This window comes from Methanobrevibacter millerae (assembly GCF_900103415.1).
In the GTDB taxonomy this organism is placed as follows: Archaea; Methanobacteriota; Methanobacteria; order Methanobacteriales; family Methanobacteriaceae; genus Methanocatella; species Methanocatella millerae.
Genome location: NZ_FMXB01000011.1, coordinates 70317 through 91632 on the forward strand (window position 1 = coordinate 70317; position 21316 = coordinate 91632).

25 protein-coding genes and 1 tRNA gene are annotated in these 21316 nt (G+C 36.2%); 8 read left to right on the forward strand and 18 right to left on the reverse strand.

What is annotated here, in order from left to right; all coding sequences use genetic code 11:
• Window positions 1–18 precede the first annotated feature (18 nt).
• A tRNA-Thr gene (locus F3G70_RS07525) sits at window positions 19–91 on the forward strand.
• A gap of 6 nt (window positions 92–97) precedes the next feature.
• On the opposite strand, the gene F3G70_RS07530 is transcribed toward F3G70_RS07525, so the two are convergent.
• From F3G70_RS07530 to hmd, 7 genes are all read right to left on the reverse strand, one after another.
• Complete coding sequence (locus F3G70_RS07530) at window positions 98–658, reverse strand: UPF0254 family protein (protein WP_149732091.1); 561 nt, start codon at window positions 656–658, stop codon at window positions 98–100.
• Window positions 651–1304 carry a hypothetical protein gene (locus F3G70_RS07535; protein ID WP_149732092.1) on the reverse strand — a complete coding sequence of 218 codons (654 nt, stop codon included), beginning with the start codon at window positions 1302–1304 and terminating at the stop codon, window positions 651–653. Before F3G70_RS07535 ends, F3G70_RS07530 begins: the two co-directional genes overlap by 8 nt.
• Window positions 1304–2005, reverse strand: coding sequence for a Nif3-like dinuclear metal center hexameric protein (locus tag F3G70_RS07540; protein WP_149732093.1), 702 nt, complete (start codon window positions 2003–2005; stop codon window positions 1304–1306). The genes F3G70_RS07535 and F3G70_RS07540 overlap by 1 nt, the downstream gene beginning before the upstream one ends.
• Entirely contained in the window at window positions 2006–2791 is a 786-nt protein-coding gene (locus F3G70_RS07545) for an SAM-dependent methyltransferase HcgC family protein (protein WP_149732094.1), read from the reverse strand.
• A gap of 3 nt (window positions 2792–2794) precedes the next feature.
• Window positions 2795–3277, reverse strand: coding sequence for a DUF3236 domain-containing protein (locus F3G70_RS07550; protein ID WP_149732095.1), 483 nt, complete (start codon window positions 3275–3277; stop codon window positions 2795–2797).
• 24 nt (window positions 3278–3301) lie between these two features.
• Window positions 3302–4300 (reverse strand): 5,10-methenyltetrahydromethanopterin hydrogenase cofactor biosynthesis protein HmdB, encoded by a 999-nt coding sequence (gene hmdB, locus F3G70_RS07555; RefSeq protein WP_149732096.1) that lies wholly within the window; start codon window positions 4298–4300, stop codon window positions 3302–3304.
• 121 nt (window positions 4301–4421) lie between these two features.
• Complete coding sequence (gene hmd / locus F3G70_RS07560; RefSeq protein ID WP_149732097.1) at window positions 4422–5435, reverse strand: 5,10-methenyltetrahydromethanopterin hydrogenase; 1014 nt, start codon at window positions 5433–5435, stop codon at window positions 4422–4424.
• Window positions 5436–5881: 446 nt separating this feature from the next.
• Here hmd and hmdC point away from each other — a divergent pair, with 446 nt between their 5' ends.
• The 7 genes from hmdC (at window position 5882) to pstB (ending at window position 12563) form a co-directional block, all read left to right on the forward strand.
• Complete coding sequence (hmdC, locus tag F3G70_RS07565; protein WP_149732098.1) at window positions 5882–7381, forward strand: 5,10-methenyltetrahydromethanopterin hydrogenase cofactor biosynthesis protein HmdC; 1500 nt, start codon at window positions 5882–5884, stop codon at window positions 7379–7381.
• 74 nt (window positions 7382–7455) lie between these two features.
• Window positions 7456–8346, forward strand: coding sequence for a hypothetical protein (locus tag F3G70_RS07570; RefSeq protein ID WP_149732099.1), 891 nt, complete (start codon window positions 7456–7458; stop codon window positions 8344–8346).
• A gap of 5 nt (window positions 8347–8351) precedes the next feature.
• Window positions 8352–9242 (forward strand): phosphate signaling complex PhoU family protein, encoded by an 891-nt coding sequence (locus F3G70_RS07575; protein WP_149732100.1) that lies wholly within the window; start codon window positions 8352–8354, stop codon window positions 9240–9242.
• Window positions 9243–9345: 103 nt separating this feature from the next.
• Window positions 9346–10155 carry a phosphate ABC transporter substrate-binding protein gene (locus tag F3G70_RS07580; RefSeq protein ID WP_149732101.1) on the forward strand — a complete coding sequence of 270 codons (810 nt, stop codon included), beginning with the start codon at window positions 9346–9348 and terminating at the stop codon, window positions 10153–10155.
• Window positions 10118–10990, forward strand: coding sequence for a phosphate ABC transporter permease subunit PstC (gene pstC / locus F3G70_RS07585; protein WP_149732102.1), 873 nt, complete (start codon window positions 10118–10120; stop codon window positions 10988–10990). The genes F3G70_RS07580 and pstC overlap by 38 nt, the downstream gene beginning before the upstream one ends.
• 1 nt (window position 10991) lies before the next feature.
• Window positions 10992–11813 (forward strand): phosphate ABC transporter permease PstA, encoded by an 822-nt coding sequence (gene pstA, locus F3G70_RS07590; protein ID WP_149732103.1) that lies wholly within the window; start codon window positions 10992–10994, stop codon window positions 11811–11813.
• Window positions 11814–12563 (forward strand): phosphate ABC transporter ATP-binding protein PstB, encoded by a 750-nt coding sequence (pstB, locus tag F3G70_RS07595; protein ID WP_149732104.1) that lies wholly within the window; start codon window positions 11814–11816, stop codon window positions 12561–12563.
• On the opposite strand, the gene F3G70_RS07600 is transcribed toward pstB, so the two are convergent.
• The 11 genes from F3G70_RS07600 to porA form a co-directional block, all read right to left on the reverse strand.
• Entirely contained in the window at window positions 12560–13027 is a 468-nt protein-coding gene (locus tag F3G70_RS07600) for a hypothetical protein (RefSeq protein ID WP_149732105.1), read from the reverse strand. The two genes, pstB and F3G70_RS07600, sit on opposite strands and share 4 nt — an antisense overlap.
• 9 nt (window positions 13028–13036) lie before the next feature.
• Window positions 13037–13879 (reverse strand): fumarate hydratase, encoded by an 843-nt coding sequence (locus F3G70_RS07605; protein WP_149732106.1) that lies wholly within the window; start codon window positions 13877–13879, stop codon window positions 13037–13039.
• Between the two features lie 72 nt (window positions 13880–13951).
• Window positions 13952–14104 carry a 4Fe-4S binding protein gene (locus tag F3G70_RS07610; RefSeq protein ID WP_149732107.1) on the reverse strand — a complete coding sequence of 51 codons (153 nt, stop codon included), beginning with the start codon at window positions 14102–14104 and terminating at the stop codon, window positions 13952–13954.
• Window positions 14105–14185: 81 nt separating this feature from the next.
• Window positions 14186–14755, reverse strand: a complete 570-nt coding sequence (locus tag F3G70_RS07615; protein ID WP_149732108.1) for a hypothetical protein — start codon at window positions 14753–14755, stop codon at window positions 14186–14188.
• Between the two features lie 14 nt (window positions 14756–14769).
• A complete protein-coding gene (locus tag F3G70_RS07620; RefSeq protein WP_149732109.1) occupies window positions 14770–15081 on the reverse strand; it encodes a transglutaminase domain-containing protein in 312 nt (103 codons plus the stop codon).
• Window positions 15082–15090: 9 nt separating this feature from the next.
• Complete coding sequence (locus F3G70_RS07625; protein WP_149732110.1) at window positions 15091–16398, reverse strand: Ig-like domain-containing protein; 1308 nt, start codon at window positions 16396–16398, stop codon at window positions 15091–15093.
• A 15-nt stretch (window positions 16399–16413) separates the two neighbouring features.
• A complete protein-coding gene (locus F3G70_RS07630; protein WP_149732111.1) occupies window positions 16414–18237 on the reverse strand; it encodes a hypothetical protein in 1824 nt (607 codons plus the stop codon).
• Window positions 18238–18551: 314 nt separating this feature from the next.
• Window positions 18552–18704, reverse strand: a complete 153-nt coding sequence (locus F3G70_RS07635; protein WP_262492219.1) for a 4Fe-4S binding protein — start codon at window positions 18702–18704, stop codon at window positions 18552–18554.
• An 84-nt stretch (window positions 18705–18788) separates the two neighbouring features.
• Window positions 18789–19289, reverse strand: coding sequence for a 4Fe-4S dicluster domain-containing protein (locus F3G70_RS07640; RefSeq protein ID WP_149732113.1), 501 nt, complete (start codon window positions 19287–19289; stop codon window positions 18789–18791).
• Between the two features lie 10 nt (window positions 19290–19299).
• Window positions 19300–20166, reverse strand: a complete 867-nt coding sequence (gene porB / locus F3G70_RS07645; protein WP_149732114.1) for a pyruvate synthase subunit PorB — start codon at window positions 20164–20166, stop codon at window positions 19300–19302.
• A 2-nt stretch (window positions 20167–20168) separates the two neighbouring features.
• Window positions 20169–21314: a pyruvate synthase subunit PorA gene (gene porA / locus F3G70_RS07650; protein WP_149732115.1), complete on the reverse strand. Its 1146-nt coding sequence runs from the start codon at window positions 21312–21314 to the stop codon at window positions 20169–20171.
• Window positions 21315–21316: the final 2 nt, after the last annotated feature.

Consider the following 21316-nt stretch of genomic DNA (forward strand, 5'->3'; position numbering starts at 1 on the left):
ATGTATATTCTCGATTATGCCTTAGTGGCTCAGGCGGTAGAGCGCCACCTTGGTAAGGTGGAAGTCGGGGGTTCGAATCCCCCCTAAGGCTTTCTAGCTATTTTTTAATAATTTCAACGTTTTCAAGACAGTTAATTTCGTCGATTTTTTCATTTAAAAGAAGTAGGGTAATGTCGATGGCTTTTTTTATTCCGCTTAATTGCCTTTGGTAAAGTTCTTCGCTATCTTTTTGTCTCAAATCAGTGTAAACGTCGCTGGTGGTTATTATTTCATAATCCTTTGTCAGTATGCAAATTCCTCCATGGCCGATTCCGGCTGTAGTGCCGATTGCAATGTCGCAGGATGTCAGATCCATCACAGCTTCAGCCATTACTTTGCTTACCTTTTTGTCTCCGGACTCGTCATAGACCTTAATGCCCTTAATAAGATAATCCGGCTCGGGAGGCTTTTCAACCTTCAGGATATCCTTTACCGCATCGATGGTAGGTATGAATAAACTGCAGGTAACACTTAGCTTATTATAGTTGAAATCACCGTATTTCTCTGGGTTTTCAATGTATGTGCCTGCGAAATTGCCTTCGTAATCCTGAGCAAGCGCATGCAGCTCCAGGCCGATTTTCCCATGGGTAAAGCATTCTGCTGTAGCTATTTTAATCATGCTGATCTCTCAGTAGTTTCAATGCTTCCATAGTTATTTTGTTTGCGATTTCATCCAATGTATATGGCGTTACCGGTTCGTTGTCCCGGATGAGCTTATTGGTTGTTATCAGGAAGTGATTTTCGGTAATGCCCTCTTTTCTAAGTTCTTCAACGGCAGGATTGTTGTCATCAAACTCTGAAATGTCCTTGAACTCAATGTTTTCGTTGCCGAATCCGAATATTCCTGCAGTTCCGATTGTTTTGGATCCCCTTTCATGGGCATGCTTAATTATCTTTGCAGCGGTCGGGATGGTGTTTCCTCCGGCTATCACGATGATTACAACGTCGCCGTCAATCAAATCGATATTTTCATCGGTGATGTATTCGCTGTGGCTTTCGACTTTTCTGAAATCCTCATCGTGGGTGCAGATTCTTTTAAGGAATTCCGGTTTTGATTCGCCCGCTTCTGCTCCAAGAAGCGTGAAGATAACGTCTCCGCCAGATATTTCCTGTCCGTCAAACGCACCGATTACTTTCGGTCCGCCCCTGTGAACCTGAATGAGGTTGATTCCTATTCTTAAACCCAATCTTCCAACACCGACCAGGTCTATTTTCCCATAAGGGACTTGTCTGTCTTCCATTTTCTGTATTTCATCGTTTGTCATTATTTCACCATATTTTCAATTGGAATCCTATTAATTACTTCACAATCCACGTCGAGTTTGCTAACGAGATTTCTCAAATAATAAAGGCCGGGAACTTCACTGTTGTGGTGGCCCAAATCAATTAACGTTAAACCTAAATTATGGCCAAGAACTGCGCTTTCCTGAGTCAAATCTCCGGAAATCAGCATTTCCAGGTTAAGATCACTGGCCAATCTGATGTAGTCGGGATTTTTCAAGCCGAATCCGGAAATTATTCCCACCTTTTCAATTATCTTTTCATCATCAGGCCTGTTGACTATATTGACGTTATTGTAATTGTCTAAAATTATTTCTTTGAATTCATAAAAGCTTTTGTTCACTTCACAGATTCGCCCGATGCCCGTTGCCTTGTCAAATGATTCAATGACTTTTAAATCCAGCGAATCCGCAAGGGCTTCATTGGCGCCCCCTTCTATAATGTCCCAGTTGGAGTGAATAGTAAATGTGGGTGTTTTCGGGCTGAATAATGGGGGATGATGCGTTATGATTAATGTCCCTTCGCCGAAACTGTCGTCATCAGGATATAAATCCATCATTATCTTAATGCTGTTAATGTCCTGGTTTAAATCGTAATCTCCCATAAATCCAACGCTGTCACTGCTTAATGCCAGCTTCTGAGGTATTTTTCCGTTTAAAAATTCAACAATGTCTTTCAGTTTCATTTAAATCATTTTTGTCTCGATTTTATCCAGTTCTTCAAGTATCGCTTCGTCCGGAATGAAGGGATTGATGGTTGATATCTTAATCGCATTTCTTTCAGCCAGTTCAATGAATTTATCTATGTCCTTTTCCTTAAAAATAACTTCTTCAAAAAATCCCATTTCTCCGGCACAGTATAAGACTCCTTCCTTCTTGGAAAGGCTATTTAAAACATTTGTTAAAATGCCGATTGTTAATGTCATCGTTCCGGAGGTTTTGGTATTAATTCCTTTCGTTTTGATTATTGCCTTGTTTTCGGCACTGCAGGCGTTTAACCTCTCATGAATGTTGTTTTTATTTTTTAAAAGTTCATCGTTGTCCTCGGCTATAGGGTCTTCGATTATGAACGTTTTGGCATTGATTCTGGATGATTGTTCAACGTTAACTCCTCCAAAGCCTGTGGTATCGATTATAACGTCTCCGGCATATATCAAATCGAAATCCGTTGAAAATTCAACATCATTATTTAGTTTGCCGCCTACAGGCGTGTCCAGCAGTTCCCTTAAATGAGAGTAAATGTCTATCAGGAGGATATTATCATATTTTTCGCTTAATTTCTTGACGATTCCTATTCCGGTCAGGTAAGTTCCGATAATAACTATCCTTGAGTCCTTGTCAATATCCAATTCCTCAATGTAATTAAAAACAGCTTCGGATTTTTTAAAGATGATTGAGTTGAAAATATCAATTAATTTAGTTTCGGATTTAATCGTCAGGACTTCGGAGGTTATTCCAGTTTCAATATCCATGATTCAACCTTCTATCTTTTTAAAACCAATCTTTTCAAGCGCTTCGCATGCTTCTTCATAAACGGCCTGTTCGATTGATTTTTGATGAATGAGGTGGGACGGAGATGTTCCGGCAGTTAATATCCTTCCCTTGTTATCGATAAAAATAAGCAATGAGCCTGATCCGGGAATTCCCAGACGTCCTCTGGCTATTATAAGGTCGCCGTCACTTTGGTCAAGAGCCATATATGCCTTTGCAAGAGCGGGAATTCTGCTCGTATCTGCAGTGTTTGTATTGATTTGAAGTATTCTGGCCGGAGGCAGGCCGTATTCATCCAGAACTTCATTCAGCACTTCCACTTTTATTCCGTTCTTGTTCGGTACGTAAATTTTTTGAGCATTTCTGATGTAGTCCTGAATTTCGTTAATTTCTTCAAAAGTATCTCCCAGTCTGGTATTGTTTCTGGACTCTTCAAATGCATTTTTAATCATTTTTTCAAATGCCATAATATCACATATAAAAAAAGAATATTAAATAGTTTGAGGTATCAAGCCTAACTTCTCAATCACGTTAACTACTTCTGTGTAGTTCCCATATTCCGGAGATCCTACACCTTTAACTTCCAAAGGATAATTTTCAGCTATTACTGTTGCAAGATTATTTGCTCCGGCTTTAAGTGAATATTCCACATTTTCAGGGCCTACGGTTGGTGTAGGCATCGTAATTCTGATGTCAGGATACATGATTCTTGTCACTGCAACAATCTTCAGCTGCTCTTTTAGGGGGAATGCAGGATGATTTGCCATTGGGGTATCTTTGTATGGATTAAAACCCATTATAGGAATTTCTTCTAATGTCTCAAACGTGCTTAAGAAACGCAAGTGTCTGATTCTGTCTTCAGGGCTTTCACCAATGCCTAATAAGAGACCTGATGATAAACCGATTCCTGCATCACATACTAACTGGCATGTTTTGATTCGTTGAGATAATGAGTCTCCAGGTTTGATTTTATTGAATACCTCTTCATTAATCGTTTCCAGGTTACAGCAAACAGTGTCGGCTCCAAGCTCTGCAAGCTTTTTAATTGATTCGGGAGTCAGGTCTCCTCCAACATTGACCAGAATCTCCAGATCAGTATTTTCCTTAACGATTTTGCATGCGTTAACTGCCTGCTTTCCTTTATATCCGTATCCTCCGGAACAACTAACGCGAGGGATATGTGCGTCTGTTATTGACAGGACTGCTTTTAGAATTTCGTCATTGGATTTGTAAAATGCGTTGTAATATCCTTTTGATGATGTCTTTTCTGCAAATCCGCAATAAGCGCATCTAGGTTGTATTTGACATTTATTGGTAATATGAACTGTTGATGTTAATTTAATGGTTTTTGATTGATCGTCTCTTATGTCGGCTGCTATCTTAAATAGCTTGTCTAAATTTTCATCGTCATCAATTCTCAATAACTCTAAAAATTCTTCATCGCTTAATTCTTTGCCTTCTTTTGCTTTTTTAAATATTTCATCAATCAATTTAACACCAAACTTCTAAAAAAATCTATAACCTATTTTTTAATACTTAATTTTGGCTTAAATATTAAAAAATAAGTTAAAATGTTGATTTGAAATCAACAAATAACTTATTTAAATGTGTTTATTCATTTTTGCCTAAGTATTCTAATACTGTAGGAACGATTTCAGCTAAGGAACCGAAGTTCATTGAGTCAGCAGTACCTAATAATGCAGCTGGGTTTAAAGCATCGTCCATTTTGTCGATACCTTCATCTTGCATTAATGCGGTTACTTGGGTTAATGCTTCGTTAGCCATCATTTGTGCGAATCCTGCAGGAGCACCTAAAATTTGGGTAACGGTGTCTCTGTAAGCTAAGATACCTGCGTAGGTAATAGCGGTTACAGCTGAACACATGTCACAAACAGGACCAACCATGTTAGCAGGTAAGGTGAATGCAGATCCTCTTGCTTTTTGTCCTAAGTCCATTAAAGTGTCGATGGAAGCTTGGTCAGCAAATCCTTCTGCAATGTAGACTTGTCCTTTCATTTCAGGTACAGCACCTGGGTGGTAGGAAGCTACGTTTACGTTGGTTCCTAAGTCTTCGAAAATTTTGTTTAATCCGGTAGTAGGAATAGTACATGCGTGAGTTACGATAGCGCCTTCTTTAATGTCATCAGCGAAGTTTTTGATGATGTCAGGCTGCATACCTCCTTCAGGTAACCAGGTCATAACCCAGTCAGCGTCAGCAACAGCTTCGGAATCGTCAGTAGTACATTTCATACCTAAGTCTTCAGGGTGAGTAAAGTGAATAGCACCTTTTGCTGGTTTAGGTACGGTTTCAGCTAATTCGTTAACTTTTGCTCTGATTGCAGGCATTACGTCTTCAGGGTTTCCTGCTTTGTGGGCTGCAATAACTTCTGCGTAGTCAAAGTCATCTACAACAGTGAAATCTCCGTCGAATACTGGGTCGGATACAACTACTTCATCTACACCAGCTAATTCTAACAATTCAGCACCCATTTCAATGGTAGAGTGAGTCATTGAGATGTTTTCTTTTCCGGTTGCGTCTGCAACTTCACAAGCTCTTGAGAAGTTGGTAATTCCACTTGCAGCATGTGTTCTGTAACATCCTGCACCTAAAATTGCTACTTTCATTTTTTAATTCTCCTTATAATTTTTTAATTTTCCTTAAAAGGTGTTTTTAAAGAAATCTTTACTACAGTTTTAACTATTTGAAAAAAGTTGACATATTTGATAGATATTTAACATGGTTGTTAATCCGGATTTTTCAAATAATTATTACTTGTTATAAACTGTATATTAATTTAAAATATTACTTTTTTGGATATAAAGTAATAAGCGAATTAATACAAAATTTACATGTAGTAATATTTATTATTTTACGGTTTCGATGTATATATATTTTTTTATCTATTTTTCGAGTTATTACTTTTTGCACGATTTTAATGGTTTTGTTATTACTGAGTATTATTTTTAGGGCTAATTTTGATGTTTTAGTAATACTCAGCGATTAAAAATCAAAATTTATATAATATATTATAATACAATTATTTACTAGAATAAGTTGGGGTATTGATGTTATGTATGATTTAATCAAAGAAGCGATTCATGATGATGCAGCAGCAATCGAGATATCAAAAATGGAAAATAAGGATGTGACGGAAGTTGTCGATGCGATTTCCCAATTGTCCCTTGAGGATACGATGAAACTGGGAATGCAATTTAAAAGATTTCCTTTAGGCTGTGATTTGACCGAAGTTGTTGCAGGAACATGCGCTTCTGATTTGGAGTTAATGGATTTGCTTGGAAACTGCAGGCTGGCGGATATGATTGGCGCACCTATCCATATCTGCGCATATGCATTTTCCGATATAGGTGAGAAGTTTGGAATGCGCGGAGTCGAAGTAATGCAGAAGGTTCATGATATCGTTGACGTGCCACTGGATTTGGATCATTTTGGAGAAAACGGGGCCATGAGGCTTCCTAAACATATCAGCGGATGCGGAGGAGAATGCTACAACAAGGGACCTGCATTTACCGAATGTCCTAGAGGAAGGATTCATGAAAGGCTCATTGATAAGGAACTGGAGCAAAAGCCCGACAAGGAAGACTGGGTAAAGCTGTCATCATCAGTTGCCGTCAATGTGACCTCCGAACAGACTGGCGACGGCCATGCAGCACCGTTAAGGGAAGCTGAAGACATTGCAAAGCTGGCCAAAAAGTACGGCAGAGGACTGGAATCCATCATGTTTGTCGGTGACGGCTACGATGAAGTTATTACAGGATTTGAAAAGTCAATCGAAATCGGCGCAGACGTTATTGTAGTTGAAGGAGGTCCGTTCAACAGGTGCGAAAACACAACGGATTCCTTTGCAAAGACAATAGCTGCAGCCAGAATACTTGCTCCGGGAAAGGTCGTAGCAACCAACGGAGCTTATGAACATGAAGTCCGTGCGGGTCTGAGATCAGGATTGAACATGGTAATTACTGGTTTTCCTAAAAACCACCACGGATACATGTGCGGATTTGAGCCTGGAACGGCAAGAAGAGGCAAGTTCGGTCTTCCAAGAGTAATTCAAATCATCAATGAAGAGTTCCCTAACAGAGGATTGCCTGTCCAGAAGCATGATCTGCTTGCACTGGCCACTGCAGTCAAGATTGCAGGACCTGATTACATTTATCCTGCCAAAATAGGCTCATACGCAATCGGAGACGCCCATTGGGCAACGCTTGTCAGCTCCAATATGTATAAAAAAATTGAGTTAAAGCATACCCTTGATGAAATCGTAAGCCTCGCCGAAGGAAATACCATTGCATTGCACGGCGCCAGGTTCATATCATGGGTTATCGCCAAGGAATTGGATAATAAAGTTGATGAGATTATCCTTGCCGATACTGACCCTTGGGTACAAAACATCAGTGTTGACAACCTGCAAGAAGAATTGAACGCCACAATCATTCCGGCTGAAGACGATGTTTCCGCATCAAAAGAAGCTGACTTTTCAATAGCCTCATCCACAATGATTCCTGTTAAGGAAAACATTTTAAAGAAAGTACCTAATGCTTTAACAATTGTATAATATTAAAGTATTTAAATAAGAAAAATAAATGTATTATATGCATTTATTTTAATTTATTTTTTTTAGGTGGTACTTTGAATCATTCAAAAATTATTTTAGTAGCATGTATTTCCGCTTTTGTTGCCATAACAACGGCTGTTTTAGGTGTTGCGGGTACAATTATCGGGTCAGTATTGTCATCTGTTCTCTATAATGTGCTGTCTGAAGCCCTGGAAAAGCCTGTAAGCGATGCAAAGCTTCCTTCCAATTTTGAATGGGATATTGCATTCATATTTCCTTTGGTGGTTATTCTGATAATTCAATTGCTGCTGATTCTGGCATTCCTATCTGAATGGGGAATACTGCCTCGTGTGTTTTTGAATATCTATTTATCAATTCAGGGAATTGCATCCAATAATCTGTATAGGATTTTAGGGTTGTCTTTAATTGTAATGAGCGTTTATCCTTTTATTTTAAAAAGGGATATTGTTACAAGAAATGACGGAATATTAATATTCTTCATCGGATTAATATTTTTGGCCAGAGGATTTTCAGATATCGGAGGAAACATATCTCAGGTATATGATATGATTTTCGATTTCTTTGATTTCCCGATAGCAATAATAGCTTTCATATTGTTGATTTATGTCATTCACAATATTTTGTCCTCTGCAAGAAATTCCCAAAAATTCAGTTCAATAAAAAGCAGCATAACCCTAAATAATCAGGATGATTTGGAAATGAAGCAGACTTATGAGAGAAAATCCCGCATAAATCTGGATGATTTGGAACTGAAAGAAACTCACCGCAGCAAATCCCGCAGGAATCGGGATAATTTGGAGCTTAAGCACACACATCCTAGAAAAGGCGAACCTAAAAGATATCCTCCTAAAAACGATTATAAATCTTCTCATAGAAAAATAAATGAATCATCTGAAGGATTTCATTTTGAATCCAATGATTTACTTGATGATTATAAAAAATAGATAGTATGGCTAAGAAAAACAAGACTTTAAAGGACATTCTGGATTTGATTCTATATGAAAATCCCGCCACTCAGGATGAGATTGCGGAAAGACTGGGAATTTCCAGAAGATACGTTTCCCAATTGATACAGCCGTTAATTAAGGAAGGAGCCATTAAAAGGGCATATATGATAGACTTGAAAAGCTACGAGCAGATTGCGGAATCATTGGGGGATTATGTTACTCCAAAAAATATTTCCGGCAACGTTTTAATTAATGACATGCTCTTTAACATGGCCAAGCACGTGAATTATCAGCTTGAAATGTCCTTTAATGCAATTCTTGAATCTGATACGGATATGGCCAACAAGGCTTTGGAAATGGATTATACTACCAATAACATGGTTGAAAAAGTTAGAACTTCCGTTGAAACCATTGCCAGCATCAATCAGCATTCGGAGCTTTCAAAATCTCTCTTGTATAATGAAGTTGCATACGATCTGGAGCGTATCGGCGATTACTGCGCCCATATTGCTAAATTCGCTATCAATGAAGTTTATGAGATTAACGAATCCATCCTTAAAAAGCTAAAGAAAATGTATAAGACGGCTCAAAAGATGATTCGTCTGTCAATGCTTGCGTTTCTGGAAGGGGATACGGATTTAAAGGATGACATTATGGAACTGGAAGAGTCCATCCATATCCTTCAGACCAAAGCCATTAACCTGATTGCTACCCAAATGGCTGAAAGTTCTTTCGATGAAAAGGAACGTTCCAACTATTTCATTTACTTGTTTAGGGTAATCAAGGCTTTTGAAAGAATCGGAGACATTTCAGTTGAAATCAGGGACGTTGCCATTGAGTTTCATGACAATATTCCAAGGCCGACCACTCCACGTTCATTCAGGCTAAATTAATTTATTTTTTTTTCAAAAATTATTTCCTATTTAGTGAAATTTTGTTCACAAAAAGCAAAGTATATATACTTCCTCACCATAAGTCTATTGTACGGTGAGAACAATGAAAAAAACTAGGAAATATATTATATTCTCATTAATATTATGCCTGGGGGCATTGCTGTTAATTCAAGGAAACGCAAACTCTCAGGAAATTAATATTATTGGTTCTACATCTATTCAGCCGGTTTGCGAAGATCTGGTTGAAGAATATAAGAAAAGCCATCCTGATGCATCGATTAATGTTCAGGGAGGCGGATCCAACATGGCTATTAAGTGTGTTAATGCTGATGTTGCAGACATCGGTATGTGCTCAAAGGAACTGGATAACGATTATAACTTTACGCAATATGAATTGGGCCGTGAAGGCATAATTGTCGCTGTAAATCCTTCAAATAATGTAAGCGATTTGTCAGAAGAGGAAATCAGAGGAATTTTTGGCGGCAATATTACTAACTGGAATCAGGTGGGAGGTGAAAATCAGGAGATTAACGTCTTTGTTCGCGAAGAAGCATCCGGCACCTTGGATGCGTTTAAACATAGTGTAATGAATCAAACCCCTATTTTATCGCAAGCTATCGTTTTGAATTCGCAGGGTTCAATTAAACAGGCAATCCAGCAGGACACTTCATCTATAGGCATCGTATCATTTTCATATCTGGATGATGATATCAAGGCATTGGCCATTAATGGGGTCTATCCGAGCGAAAGTTCAATAGAGAATAATTCATACCTGATTCAAAGACCATTTTTGCTTCTCATTAATGACGAACAAAGCGAGGAAATGAAGGATTTCGTTGATTGGCTAGATACTGGTGAAGCGGATGAAGTCTTAAATGAAAACAAAATTCTTTGTGGTGTTAAAAATGAATGAAAAGCTGATTGAAAACGGATTGCTTTTTATTACACTTATATTAACTTTAATCATCGGATTAATGCTGTTTTTTCTGATTTCACAGTCCATGCCGGCCTTTGGCCAAATCGGTTTTCAGGAAATGCTTGCTGGTTTAAAATGGCTGCCGGATATGGAAATTTTCGGGACATTTCCAATGATATTGTCGACCTTAACGGTGAGCTTTCTGGCGTTAATGATTGCAGTTCCATTATCCCTAACTACAGCCATTTACATTGAAGAGATTGCTTCAGACTATGTCAAAGAACTTTTTAAACCTATAATACAGACATTGGCAGGAATTCCATCTGTAGTTTATGGATTTTTTGGGTTGACTGTTCTTGTGCCGTTAATCAGGGAAAACCTTGGAGGCACAGGCTTTAGCATTTTAACCGCATCAATCGTTCTTGCAATAATGATTCTGCCAACGATAATTTCGCTTTCTCAGGATGCAATCAGCAATGTGGCATTTGACTATAGGCAGGCATCATTGGCATTGGGATCAAGTCATTTTCAAACGATTCGCCACATCATAATCCCATGCGCACTTCCAGGAATCTTTACCGGAATAATTCTGGGTCTGGGACGTGCAGTGGGCGAAACGCTGGCTGTATTAATGATTGTCGGAAATGTTGCACAGATTCCAAATTCATTAATCGATCCGGTAAGGACATTGGCGTCAAATATTGCTTTGGAAATGGGTTATGCAATGGATATTCACTATAATGCATTGTTTGCAAGCGCATTAATCCTATTTGCAATTATTATTGTATTAATGTTAATTTCCACATACATTCAACATAAATGGGGGTGTTAAAATGGATTTCACAAAAAGACTGCTTTTTACGTCTTCCGCTGCTCTTACGGTATCAATTCTTCTGGTTATAATTTCATATATTCTGCTTAAGGGCCTGCCTTTGGTTGATTTCGAATTCATATTTTCAAATCCAATCGATTCGGGTAAATCGGGCGGAATACTGCCGATGATTCTCTCCAGTCTCTATCTGGTAGTGTTAACGGCATTGATTTCAGTTCCGATATCTGTGGGCTCTGCAATCTACGTTACCCAATACTGCAGGAATGATAATCTCACAAGAATCATAAGATTCTGCTCACAGACCTTGGCGGCGGTTCCCTCAATCGTTTACGGACTGTTCGGATTTGCATTTTTCATTCTCTTTTTAAAACTGGACTGGTCGCTGCTTTGCGCATCTCTGGTCTTGGCATTAATGTCAATTCCAACCATATTTCAGGTATCGGAAGTCAGCTTGAATTCAATTCCCGTGGAATTAACCCAGGCTAGCCTGGCCTTGGGCGCCAGCAAATCGCAGGCAATAACTTCCGTAATTTTGCCTTCAGCACTTTCAGGGATTTTCACAGGAGTTGTCCTTGCGTTGACCAGAGCCATTTCGGAAGCGGCTGCGGTCATGTTTGTTGTCGGCTCGACATTTGCGATTCCGTTATCAATATTCGATGCTGGAAGACCTCTACCCCTTCATTTATACATTTTAGCTACGGAAGGAGTTTCAATTGAAAATGCATATGCAACGGCAGCTGTGCTGCTGATAATAATCTTGATAATAACAGTTTTAAGCAATTATCTGATTAACAGGTATCAAAATAAAATCGGAGGAATCTAAATGAAAATTAAAGCTGAAGATTTCAATGTAAATATTGACGATAAACAGGTATTAAGCGACATTAATCTGAATATCCGCGAAAAGTCAATCCATTCGATTATCGGCCCTTCAGGATGCGGCAAATCAACATTCTTGAAATCCATTAATCGCATGAACGACCTATTGAAAAACTTTAAATGCAGCGGAAGCATCAGTCTGGATGGCAAAAACGTTTATGACGATGACATTGATGTCGTTAGTTTAAGAAAAAGAGTCGGAATGGTATTTCAAAAGGCAAATCCATTTCCCAAATCAATTTTTGAAAATGTGGCCTACGGGTTGAAAATTGCCGGTGAGGATGATTCCGGCCGCATTAATGAAGTTGTTGAGAATTGCCTAAAGTCCGTTGGACTGTGGGATGAAATCAAAGACAAGCTTCACCAGTCTGCTCTTAAATTGTCCGGCGGCCAGCAGCAGAGGCTGTGCATTGCAAGAAGCATTGCAGTCAATCCGGAAGTCATTCTGATGGACGAGCCATGCTCCGCACTTGACCCGCTTTCAACTTTAAAGATTGAGGATTTGATTCAGGAGCTAAAAAAAGATTATACGATTGTTCTGGTAACCCACAATATGCAGCAGGCAAGCAGAGCGTCAGATTTCACTTCATTTTTCTTGGATGGTGAAATTATCGAAAGCGCAAGGACTTCACAGATATTTTCAAATCCTGAAGAAGAGAAAACGCAGAATTATATTTCAGGGAGGTTTGGTTAACGGCATTCTTTTGCATGATTCAGGTGGATTCCTATGTGGCCAATCCCTAAAATTAATGTTGCAATGATTAATGGGATGTTTTTGCCGTAGATTCCCAGTAATAGAAATGCCAAGACAGGCAATGTCGCACCGGCAACCGGAATTCCCAAAAAGCCTGAATACATGTCCCGCATTCTTTTCTCGCTTTTAAAATATCTTATCCAGTAGATTTCATAGAGCACCATTAATGCGAATGCCATGATTAATATTATTATCTGCCAGGAAAATCTGACGTTAAAGTCTGTAAAAATCAGTGAAAAACAGACAACTAGAATCTGTCCAACCCTTTCAAGGACGGACAGTATCCTGTTTTCATTTTTTACATATTCATCGTAATCTGAGGGTTTGTTTTTTGTCCAGATTAAGTTTGGAGCAAAAAGCATTATCAGAAATATCGCCCCGACGTATGAAAAGCCGAAATCCATATTTATTTACTATTTATCGTAAATCCTTCCGGTAGCATGCCTGTCCGCCCAGCATTGGATGCAGACTCCGATTGGAAGGCCTGCAGTATGGGTATGTGCTTTAAGGATTTTTACATCTAAAGTGGTGGTTTTTCCGCCAAGACCCATCGGTCCGATTCCGGAGGCATTAATCTCTTCAAGAATCTCTTCTTCCAGTTTAGCTATTTCCGGATCTGGGTTTCTCTCGCCCACTTTTCCAAGCAAAGCCTTTTTACCCAATTTTAAACATAAATCAGATGTTCCTCCGATTCCAACACCCACAACGGTTGGAGGGCATGGTTTTCCTTTTGCTTTAAGAACTGATTCGACAACGAACTCCTTAATGCCTTCGATTCCTTCAGCCGGAAGAGCCATTTTCATGGCATTGTTGTTTTCTGAACCGAATCCTTTCGGTAAAATGGTTATTTCAAGATAATCTTCATCAATCAGCTCGATATCAATTGGGGGGATGTAATCTCCCACATTAATGTTCGTATTCTTGCGTGACAGCGGATCCACGATATTTGGCCGGATAGGGACTTCCTTCGTTGCCTTTTCGATACCTTCCTCTATCCCTTTGCGCAAATCTTCAACTTCAACGTTACCCAATTTGACAAAAACAACGGGCAGACCTGTATCTTGGCACATAGGAATGCCTTTTTCTTCTGCAAGTTCAATATTTTTCAAGATAGCTTCAATATTTAGCCTGGCCAATTCATGTTCCTCACGTTTAAGCGCATCTTCAAGTGATTTTTTTACATCATCACCGAGAACAATGACGGCCTGCCTGTAAAGCTCATAAACTTTCTCTTTTATAACATCTTTTGAAATCAAAATAAAAACCCTTGTAAAATTAATTACTATTATGTATGGTTTTAAAATGTTATAAATATTATTAAAAATAGTTTAGATGTGGATGGCTCCAATCGGACAGACATCAACGCACTGTTTGCATTTATCGCATTTCTCTTCATTTATGGTAATGGCTCCGCCCAATACTTCAATGGCATCGTTGGGACATTCCTTCAGGCATGGCGCTTCTGATGGTGTACAGTTCATACAAAATAAATTAATTCATACATAATTTTTAAATATATATCATGTTGTAGAAAAAAATATAAAGAGATAGTTAAAAACTATCTAATTTAAAAAATCTAATTCAATGGGTTTGTCATTAGCTATAATTGGAGCATGTTCATATGATTTTGAATGTGAATATTCGTAGTATGTTGGTTTTATTCCTCCTGCTTTAGCATTCATCTCATTTATCATATCTTCTTGGCTTGGATAATAAGTATCTGAACCATCTTCATGATAAACAATAATTTTTTTATTTAATGCTGATGAATATTTATTCATTTCGTATTCTGGAAATTTAGTGTATATGGAAGTTCCATTAAATTTTATTGAATCTTCAGTAATTTCATATGAATTGCTATTAGCAAACTCTAAAAAAGAAGACTCTTTAGTACTAATGTTATTAACTGTTGTTTTAATACTATTTGAAGTAGGGATATTGTAACTTAATAAAATATTCTCTGTTTGGTTTGAATTTATTAGTTCTTTAAAATCTATCATATCTTTTGTTTCATTAATATTATTTGCAGATTGTGTATTGTCATTAATAATAATGTCGGTATTTAATATATTTGCATATGCACCACATAATAATATGATTACAATTATTGGTATTATATATATTATTTTCATTTTATCACTCCATTTTATTGATTAAAATATAACGATGATAATGGACAATAAAATTTTGTTGAATAGGTATATCCATGAGCCCAATAACCAAATAGAATTGTATTGGTTGGTTCAGAAACAATCCATTTATTATTGATACAAATTTGAGCCCAGGCATGACCTTCATTATTTACACCATTACCATTTCCTATTACATAGCGTACTGCCAATCCTGCTGATTTACATAATGTAACTAACGAAGCCGTTGTGTCCATACAATTTCCTTTATTTCTTAATAATGATCCTAATCCTCCATAAACATGATTATAATAATGATCATAAGTTATTCTTTCACATTATGCTTGTATTGAAATAGCTTTTTCTAAATCGTCACTACATGATGAAATTAAAGAATTTTTTAAAGATGTTACATAATTTGATGAATAATTACAATAAGAATCTGGTTCTGTTTTATAGTAATCTAAAGTATATTCTGTACCTCCATTAGGATCAGAAGTTGAATAAGTATTCGAATAACTCAAGTTTGGAATTAATAATAATTTATATGCAGTTGCTGATTTATAATTAGTATCTCCTATAAAATTCATGGTAACGGCATAATATCCATTATTAAAACTAGTTGGTATTGTATATGTAGCTATTCCATTTGAATTAGTAGTAATTGTTGTAAGATTATTTCCAATTGTTACAATGATACTTTTTCCAGAAAGGCCATTTCCATTACTATTTGTTAGTTTAACTTGAAATTGTGATCCTGTAGGGACAATAGAAGTTGTTGATGAAATAATTGGTTGATTTAAATTATTTGAATTTAAAACATATAATGTCCAAGATACTGGAGAACATGAGGCATATCCTTTATTTTCATCTTCGTACCAAATACTCATTGAATAAGAATCTGCAGGCAAATTTATATTTAGTGATGCAATTCCTTTTTCATCACTAGTTCTTAAATAGGTTACTCCATGTATGGTTATGTGGACAGTTCGATTGGAAATTGGAACACCAAATTCATCAATTAGTTTAGTTTTAAAACCATATCCTGTATTTCCAGTATGTACGGCTAAAGAATATGGAACAACAATAGAACTTTTTTGTGTCACATTTATTGTGCTAGTTCCATAACATGGAACATAATTATTATTACCATGGTATAAATATATGGCACTATAAGAACCCGGCAGTAAATTTATGTTTAGTGATGCAATTCCATTTTCATCAAAAGTTCTTGTATATGATCTTCCATTAATACCAATATCAATTGATTCACCATTAAGATTAATCATATTATTGTTTTCATCAATCATGTAGAAATTTAATTTTGTTCCTTGGTATACTATATCACTTTGAATACATAATGTTGGATATAAATTCGCTGTTCTGGTACAATTTTCTGTTAAATTTGTATAAATTGGTTTAAGTTCAATTATTTGACTATCTGACTGACTTTTATTAATTTTTTGTGCAATCCCATCATCAAGTAGTTTTACGAAATTTTCATTGTTAATATTGCTTTCAATAACAAAATTATTTTCATTAATTATGTTTTCATTAATATCAGTATCATTTTCACTTGCATATGTAGCAGATATGCATAATACAAATATTAAAATCATAAAACAAATTATTGTTAATCTTTTCATATTTTAATCTCCTATTTATATTCTATAAACTGTTTTATTTATTAGATTTGCAGGATAATATGGATATATGTTAAAGTAAACATTATTTGATAATGTGTATCCGTTGTATTCTACTGTTAATTTATTCATTTGATTTATACGTTCTGGTTTGAATGTAACATCACCATTATTATCCGAGAAAAACACATAATCCTTATTTGCATAATTAAAATTAACTGGGGTATTATTAGCAGGATTTCCATTACCATCTAATATATGGACTTTATATTCTTCAAATTTCATATAATCAACAGTTAAATTTCTTTCATTAAAATCGAATAATGTTGTTAATATTTCAATATTATTTTTTGATTTATACTCTCCACATGTTGTGTATATTTCATAACTTCCAGGATATAAATTAATTGATAAAGTTGCAAAACCATTTTTGTCTGTAAATTTTGTATAATTTTTTCCATTAATTGAAAATACTATTTCAGCATTAGAAACTGGATTATAGTTAAAATCAACTAATCGGGAAATAAATTTTGATTCATTTTTATAATATTTTACTAAATCTTGTGTAAATAAATAAGAAGTTACTTCAATAATATTACTAATAACACATCCATCATTTGGGTTTTTGGTGGTTATAATGTATTTTCCGGGATTTAAATTAATATTTAATTTTGCAATTCCACTTGAATTAGTTGTTCTATTATAAAATACTCCATTAATATTCATGGATACATTAATATTAGAAATAGTATTATTAGTTCCATCAACAATTTTGACTAAATATTGTGTATTATTTTTATAAACTTTTATTAAGTTATTAGAAATAATTGATGATAAAACAGTAATTGTGTTACTAATGGTGCAGTCATCATTTGGGTTTTTGGTGGTTATAATGTATTTCCCGGGATTTAAATTAATATTTAATTTTGCAATTCCACTTGAATTAGTTGTTCTATTGTAATAAACACCATTAATATTAAATATTAGGGTTTTATTTATGAGGATTTCGCCTTTTGAATCAATAGCTTTTACAAGAAACTGGGAGTGATTTTTGTATATTTTAATTAAGTCTTCTGAGTTTAAAGTAGGTAATATTGTTATATTGGATTTAGTTAAATTACCTGCACGAACAGTAGTTCCTTTAAAGTAGGTTATAATTTCATATTTTCCAGGATTTAAATTTAAATTTAAAGAAACTTTTCCATTATTGTCAGTTTTCTTAGCATATGTAACCCCATTGATTTCTAAATATATTGTTTTATTTTCAACAGTGTGACCTAAATCATCATATAAAGTAGTTGTAAATTTGGTTCCATCTTTATAAATCATAGTAATATTATTATTTTCAGATATTAATGGTGAATTAAAAGAAAAAATCCTGAAAAATAAATTATTTATCGTAAAATTTCCTTTATCTCCAGTATAAAAGATTTCATATTTATATTGTCCTTTTTCTAAATTGTGCAGTGTATATGTTGCTGTTGAATTAATTAATTCAATTCCAGTATTATTTAAAAAAGAAAAATAAATTTTCCCATTCATAGAATTAAAAATTGTAATTTCTAGGGTTATATTTCCATCAAATGTGCAATCATAATATTTTACTGTATAATTATTGGGTGAAGATACATAGTTACTTTGTTTTTCATTAATTATACTCATAGGATATTTTTCTACAGCTCCAATACTTATATAATCTATTTCATTCAACATAGTTAAATTATAATTTTCTATTACAGGGTCATCGTTTGATTCATTTACTGTAGAATTGTCTTCCGCTGATACAAAAGACATTGTTGATATAATAACAAATAGTAATAAAATACATAGTATTTTTTTCATATTATCACGACTAAAAAATATTACACTTTAATATATGTGAATACGTATTATATAAATATAATAGGTTCCAGATTTTTACACTTTCATATCATTAAATTAACCTTCTTTTGATTAGTTCATGATAATGTAGCATCTAATTAATATCTTACATTTATTTTGGCTTTGTAAAAAATTTACTTTTGATGGACAATATGGTATATTGTGAATTTAAAGTCATTTTTTCTTAATTTTCATTCATATTTCTTTTTTAAATTGCAATAAAATTAAAATAAATATAATACTCATTTATTATTAAGTTTATTAAGAAAAATTAGTTAAATATGGATGGCTCCAATCGGACAGACATCAACGCACTGTCTGCATTTATCGCATTTCTCTTCATTTATGGTAATGGCTCCGCCCAATACTTCAATGGCATCGTTGGGACATTCCTTCAGGCATGGTGCTTCTGATGGTGTACAGTTCATACAAAATAAGGAAGGTGTGTCAACTTCTCTGAGTTGACAGTCACTTTCACAAGTTTTACAATTTAAACAGTTCATAGAATATTCCTATTCCTCAAGAACTAATCTTGCTCTTGCTTGACTAGTTATTACGTGAACAAATCCGCCTTTTTTGCTGTCCGGCTCATAAACTCCTGCAAGTTTTGCCAGGTATTTTTCCTGGTTTTTAAGCCTGACCTTTTCAGGATCGACACGTGTAATGGCCCTTTTGGTACATGCTTTCATACATGCAGGACCTTCTTCCCTGTCGGCACATAGGTCACATTTCTCGGCGATGCTTGACTTGTAGGTCATTGCGCCGAACGGACAGACCATGACACACAATCCGCAGCCGATACATTTTTCAGTGTCGACCTTTTCGTCTGTAATTGCGTCGGTCGGACAGATTTTGATACAAGGGGCACTTTCACAGTGCTGACATACAATACCGTAAAAGGAGGAATCATGTTCTATGATTTTAATTCGGGATGCAGAGTGTATGGATGCACACATGTTTTCACAATTGAGACATCCGTCACACATATTGCTGTTTACGGAAATTTTTTCCATGCTTTGCCTCCTATAATCCTAATTCACTGCATTGTGCGTCTACGTATTTTTGTATCTTTTCGATTTGCTCTTCAGGTAAATGTCTGAATCTTTTTTGTACGGATAAGTATTCCTTTACAGGTTTGATTTCTTCAGGGGTGAAAGTAATGTTGAATTCACCGTTTTCGATTTCGTACAATATCCATGATCCGGTTTCTACAGCCAATCTGCCCATTTCAATTGTTTTTGAAGGGTCGAATCCCCAACCTGTAGTACATGGTTGCTGCAAGTGAATGTATGCAGGTCCTTTGATTGAGGCTGCCTTTTTGACCTTGTTTACAAAGTCTTCAGGGTATGCGATTGATGCTGTAGCCACGTATGGAATTCCGTGGGCTGCCATAATCATAGGCATGTCTTTTTTAGGTTTGTCTTCTCCAAAGCTTGCGCTACCTTTTGGTGAAGTGGTTGTACTTGCACCGTATGGGGTTGCTCCGCTTCTTTGAATACCGGTATTCATGTATGCTTCATTATCGTAACAGATGTAGAGCATGTTGTGTCCTCTTTCCATGGCTCCTGAAAGGGATTGTAAACCGATATCTACGGTTCCTCCGTCACCACCGAAAGCAACAACGTTCACGTCATCTTTTCCCTGTATCCTTAATGCAGCTTCAACACCGGATGCAACAGCACCTGAGTTTTCGAAAGCTACGTGAATAAATGGAACTTCCCATGCGGATTCAGGGTATGGTGTAGTCATAACTTCAAGACAACCGGTAGCAGAAATAGCTACAGTATTTTCGCCTAAAGCATTGAGAGCTAATTTTACACCGATTGATGCTCCACAACCAGCACATCCTCTGTGTCCTGGTGCCAATAAATCTTTATCAGGTATATCCATATCTATTCCTCCTTAAGTCCGAGCCATGTAACATCTTGTTCTGGCGCTTTTGTTTTTTCATATGCTTCCATTATGAATTCAGGGGTTATGTCCCTTCCGCCTAAACCGGCAACGAATCCATACATTTCCTTATCGATTTTAACTTTCATATCTGCATAAAGTGCTCCACCTATTCCGAAAGAGAAGTTTTTATCGATAACAGCTAATTTCTGACAGTCTTTAACCGCTTCGGTAATAGCTTCAACAGGGAATGGTCTGTAAGCTCTGATTTTAAGCAAACCGACTTTTTCGCCTTTTTCTCTTAACTGATCTACCATTACTCTGATGGTACTGCATAGAGATCCCATTGCAACGAATATGATTTCAGCGTCTTCGGTTTTGTATGGTTCGACAAGACCGTATTTTCTTCCGAAGATTTCTGCAAACTCATCACATGTCTGTTGGATAACATCAAGTGATTTGGTCATTGCAACTTCCATTGCGTATCTTGCTTCGGTATAATATTGCGGATCTGCAAAGTTACCGATTGACATTGGTTGCTTTGGATCAAGGAATGCATGTTCCGGAACATATGGAGGTAAAAACGCATCCACGTTTTCCTGATCTGGAATTTCTACCGGTTCAACGGTGTGAGTCAGGATGAATCCGTCCAGACATACCATTGACGGAAGCAATACGTCAGGATTTTCTGAAACTTTATAAGCCATTAATGTGGTATCCAATGCTTCCTGTGCATTTTCAACATAAATTTGTAACCATCCAGCATCTCTTTGAGCAATGGAGTCTTGCTGGTCATTCCAAATGTTTAATGGAGCAGAAATTGCCCTGTTTGCATCAGCCAAAACGATAGGTACTCTCATACCTGCTGCTGCATATAGAATTTCGTGCATTAACATTAATCCTTGTGAAGATGTTGCTGTAAATACTCTTACTCCGGCACCGCTGGCACCGACAGCAGCACTTATTGCACTGTGTTCGGATTCCACTTTAACATATTTTGCATCAATTTTTTCATCAGCAACATATTGTGCCAAGTATTCTGAGATTGTAGTTTGCGGAGTAATCGGATAAACAGGAATAACTTGTGGTTTTGCTAATCTAACAGCTTCTGCAACTGCTTTGTTTGAGGTCATTACTTCTTTTACCATTT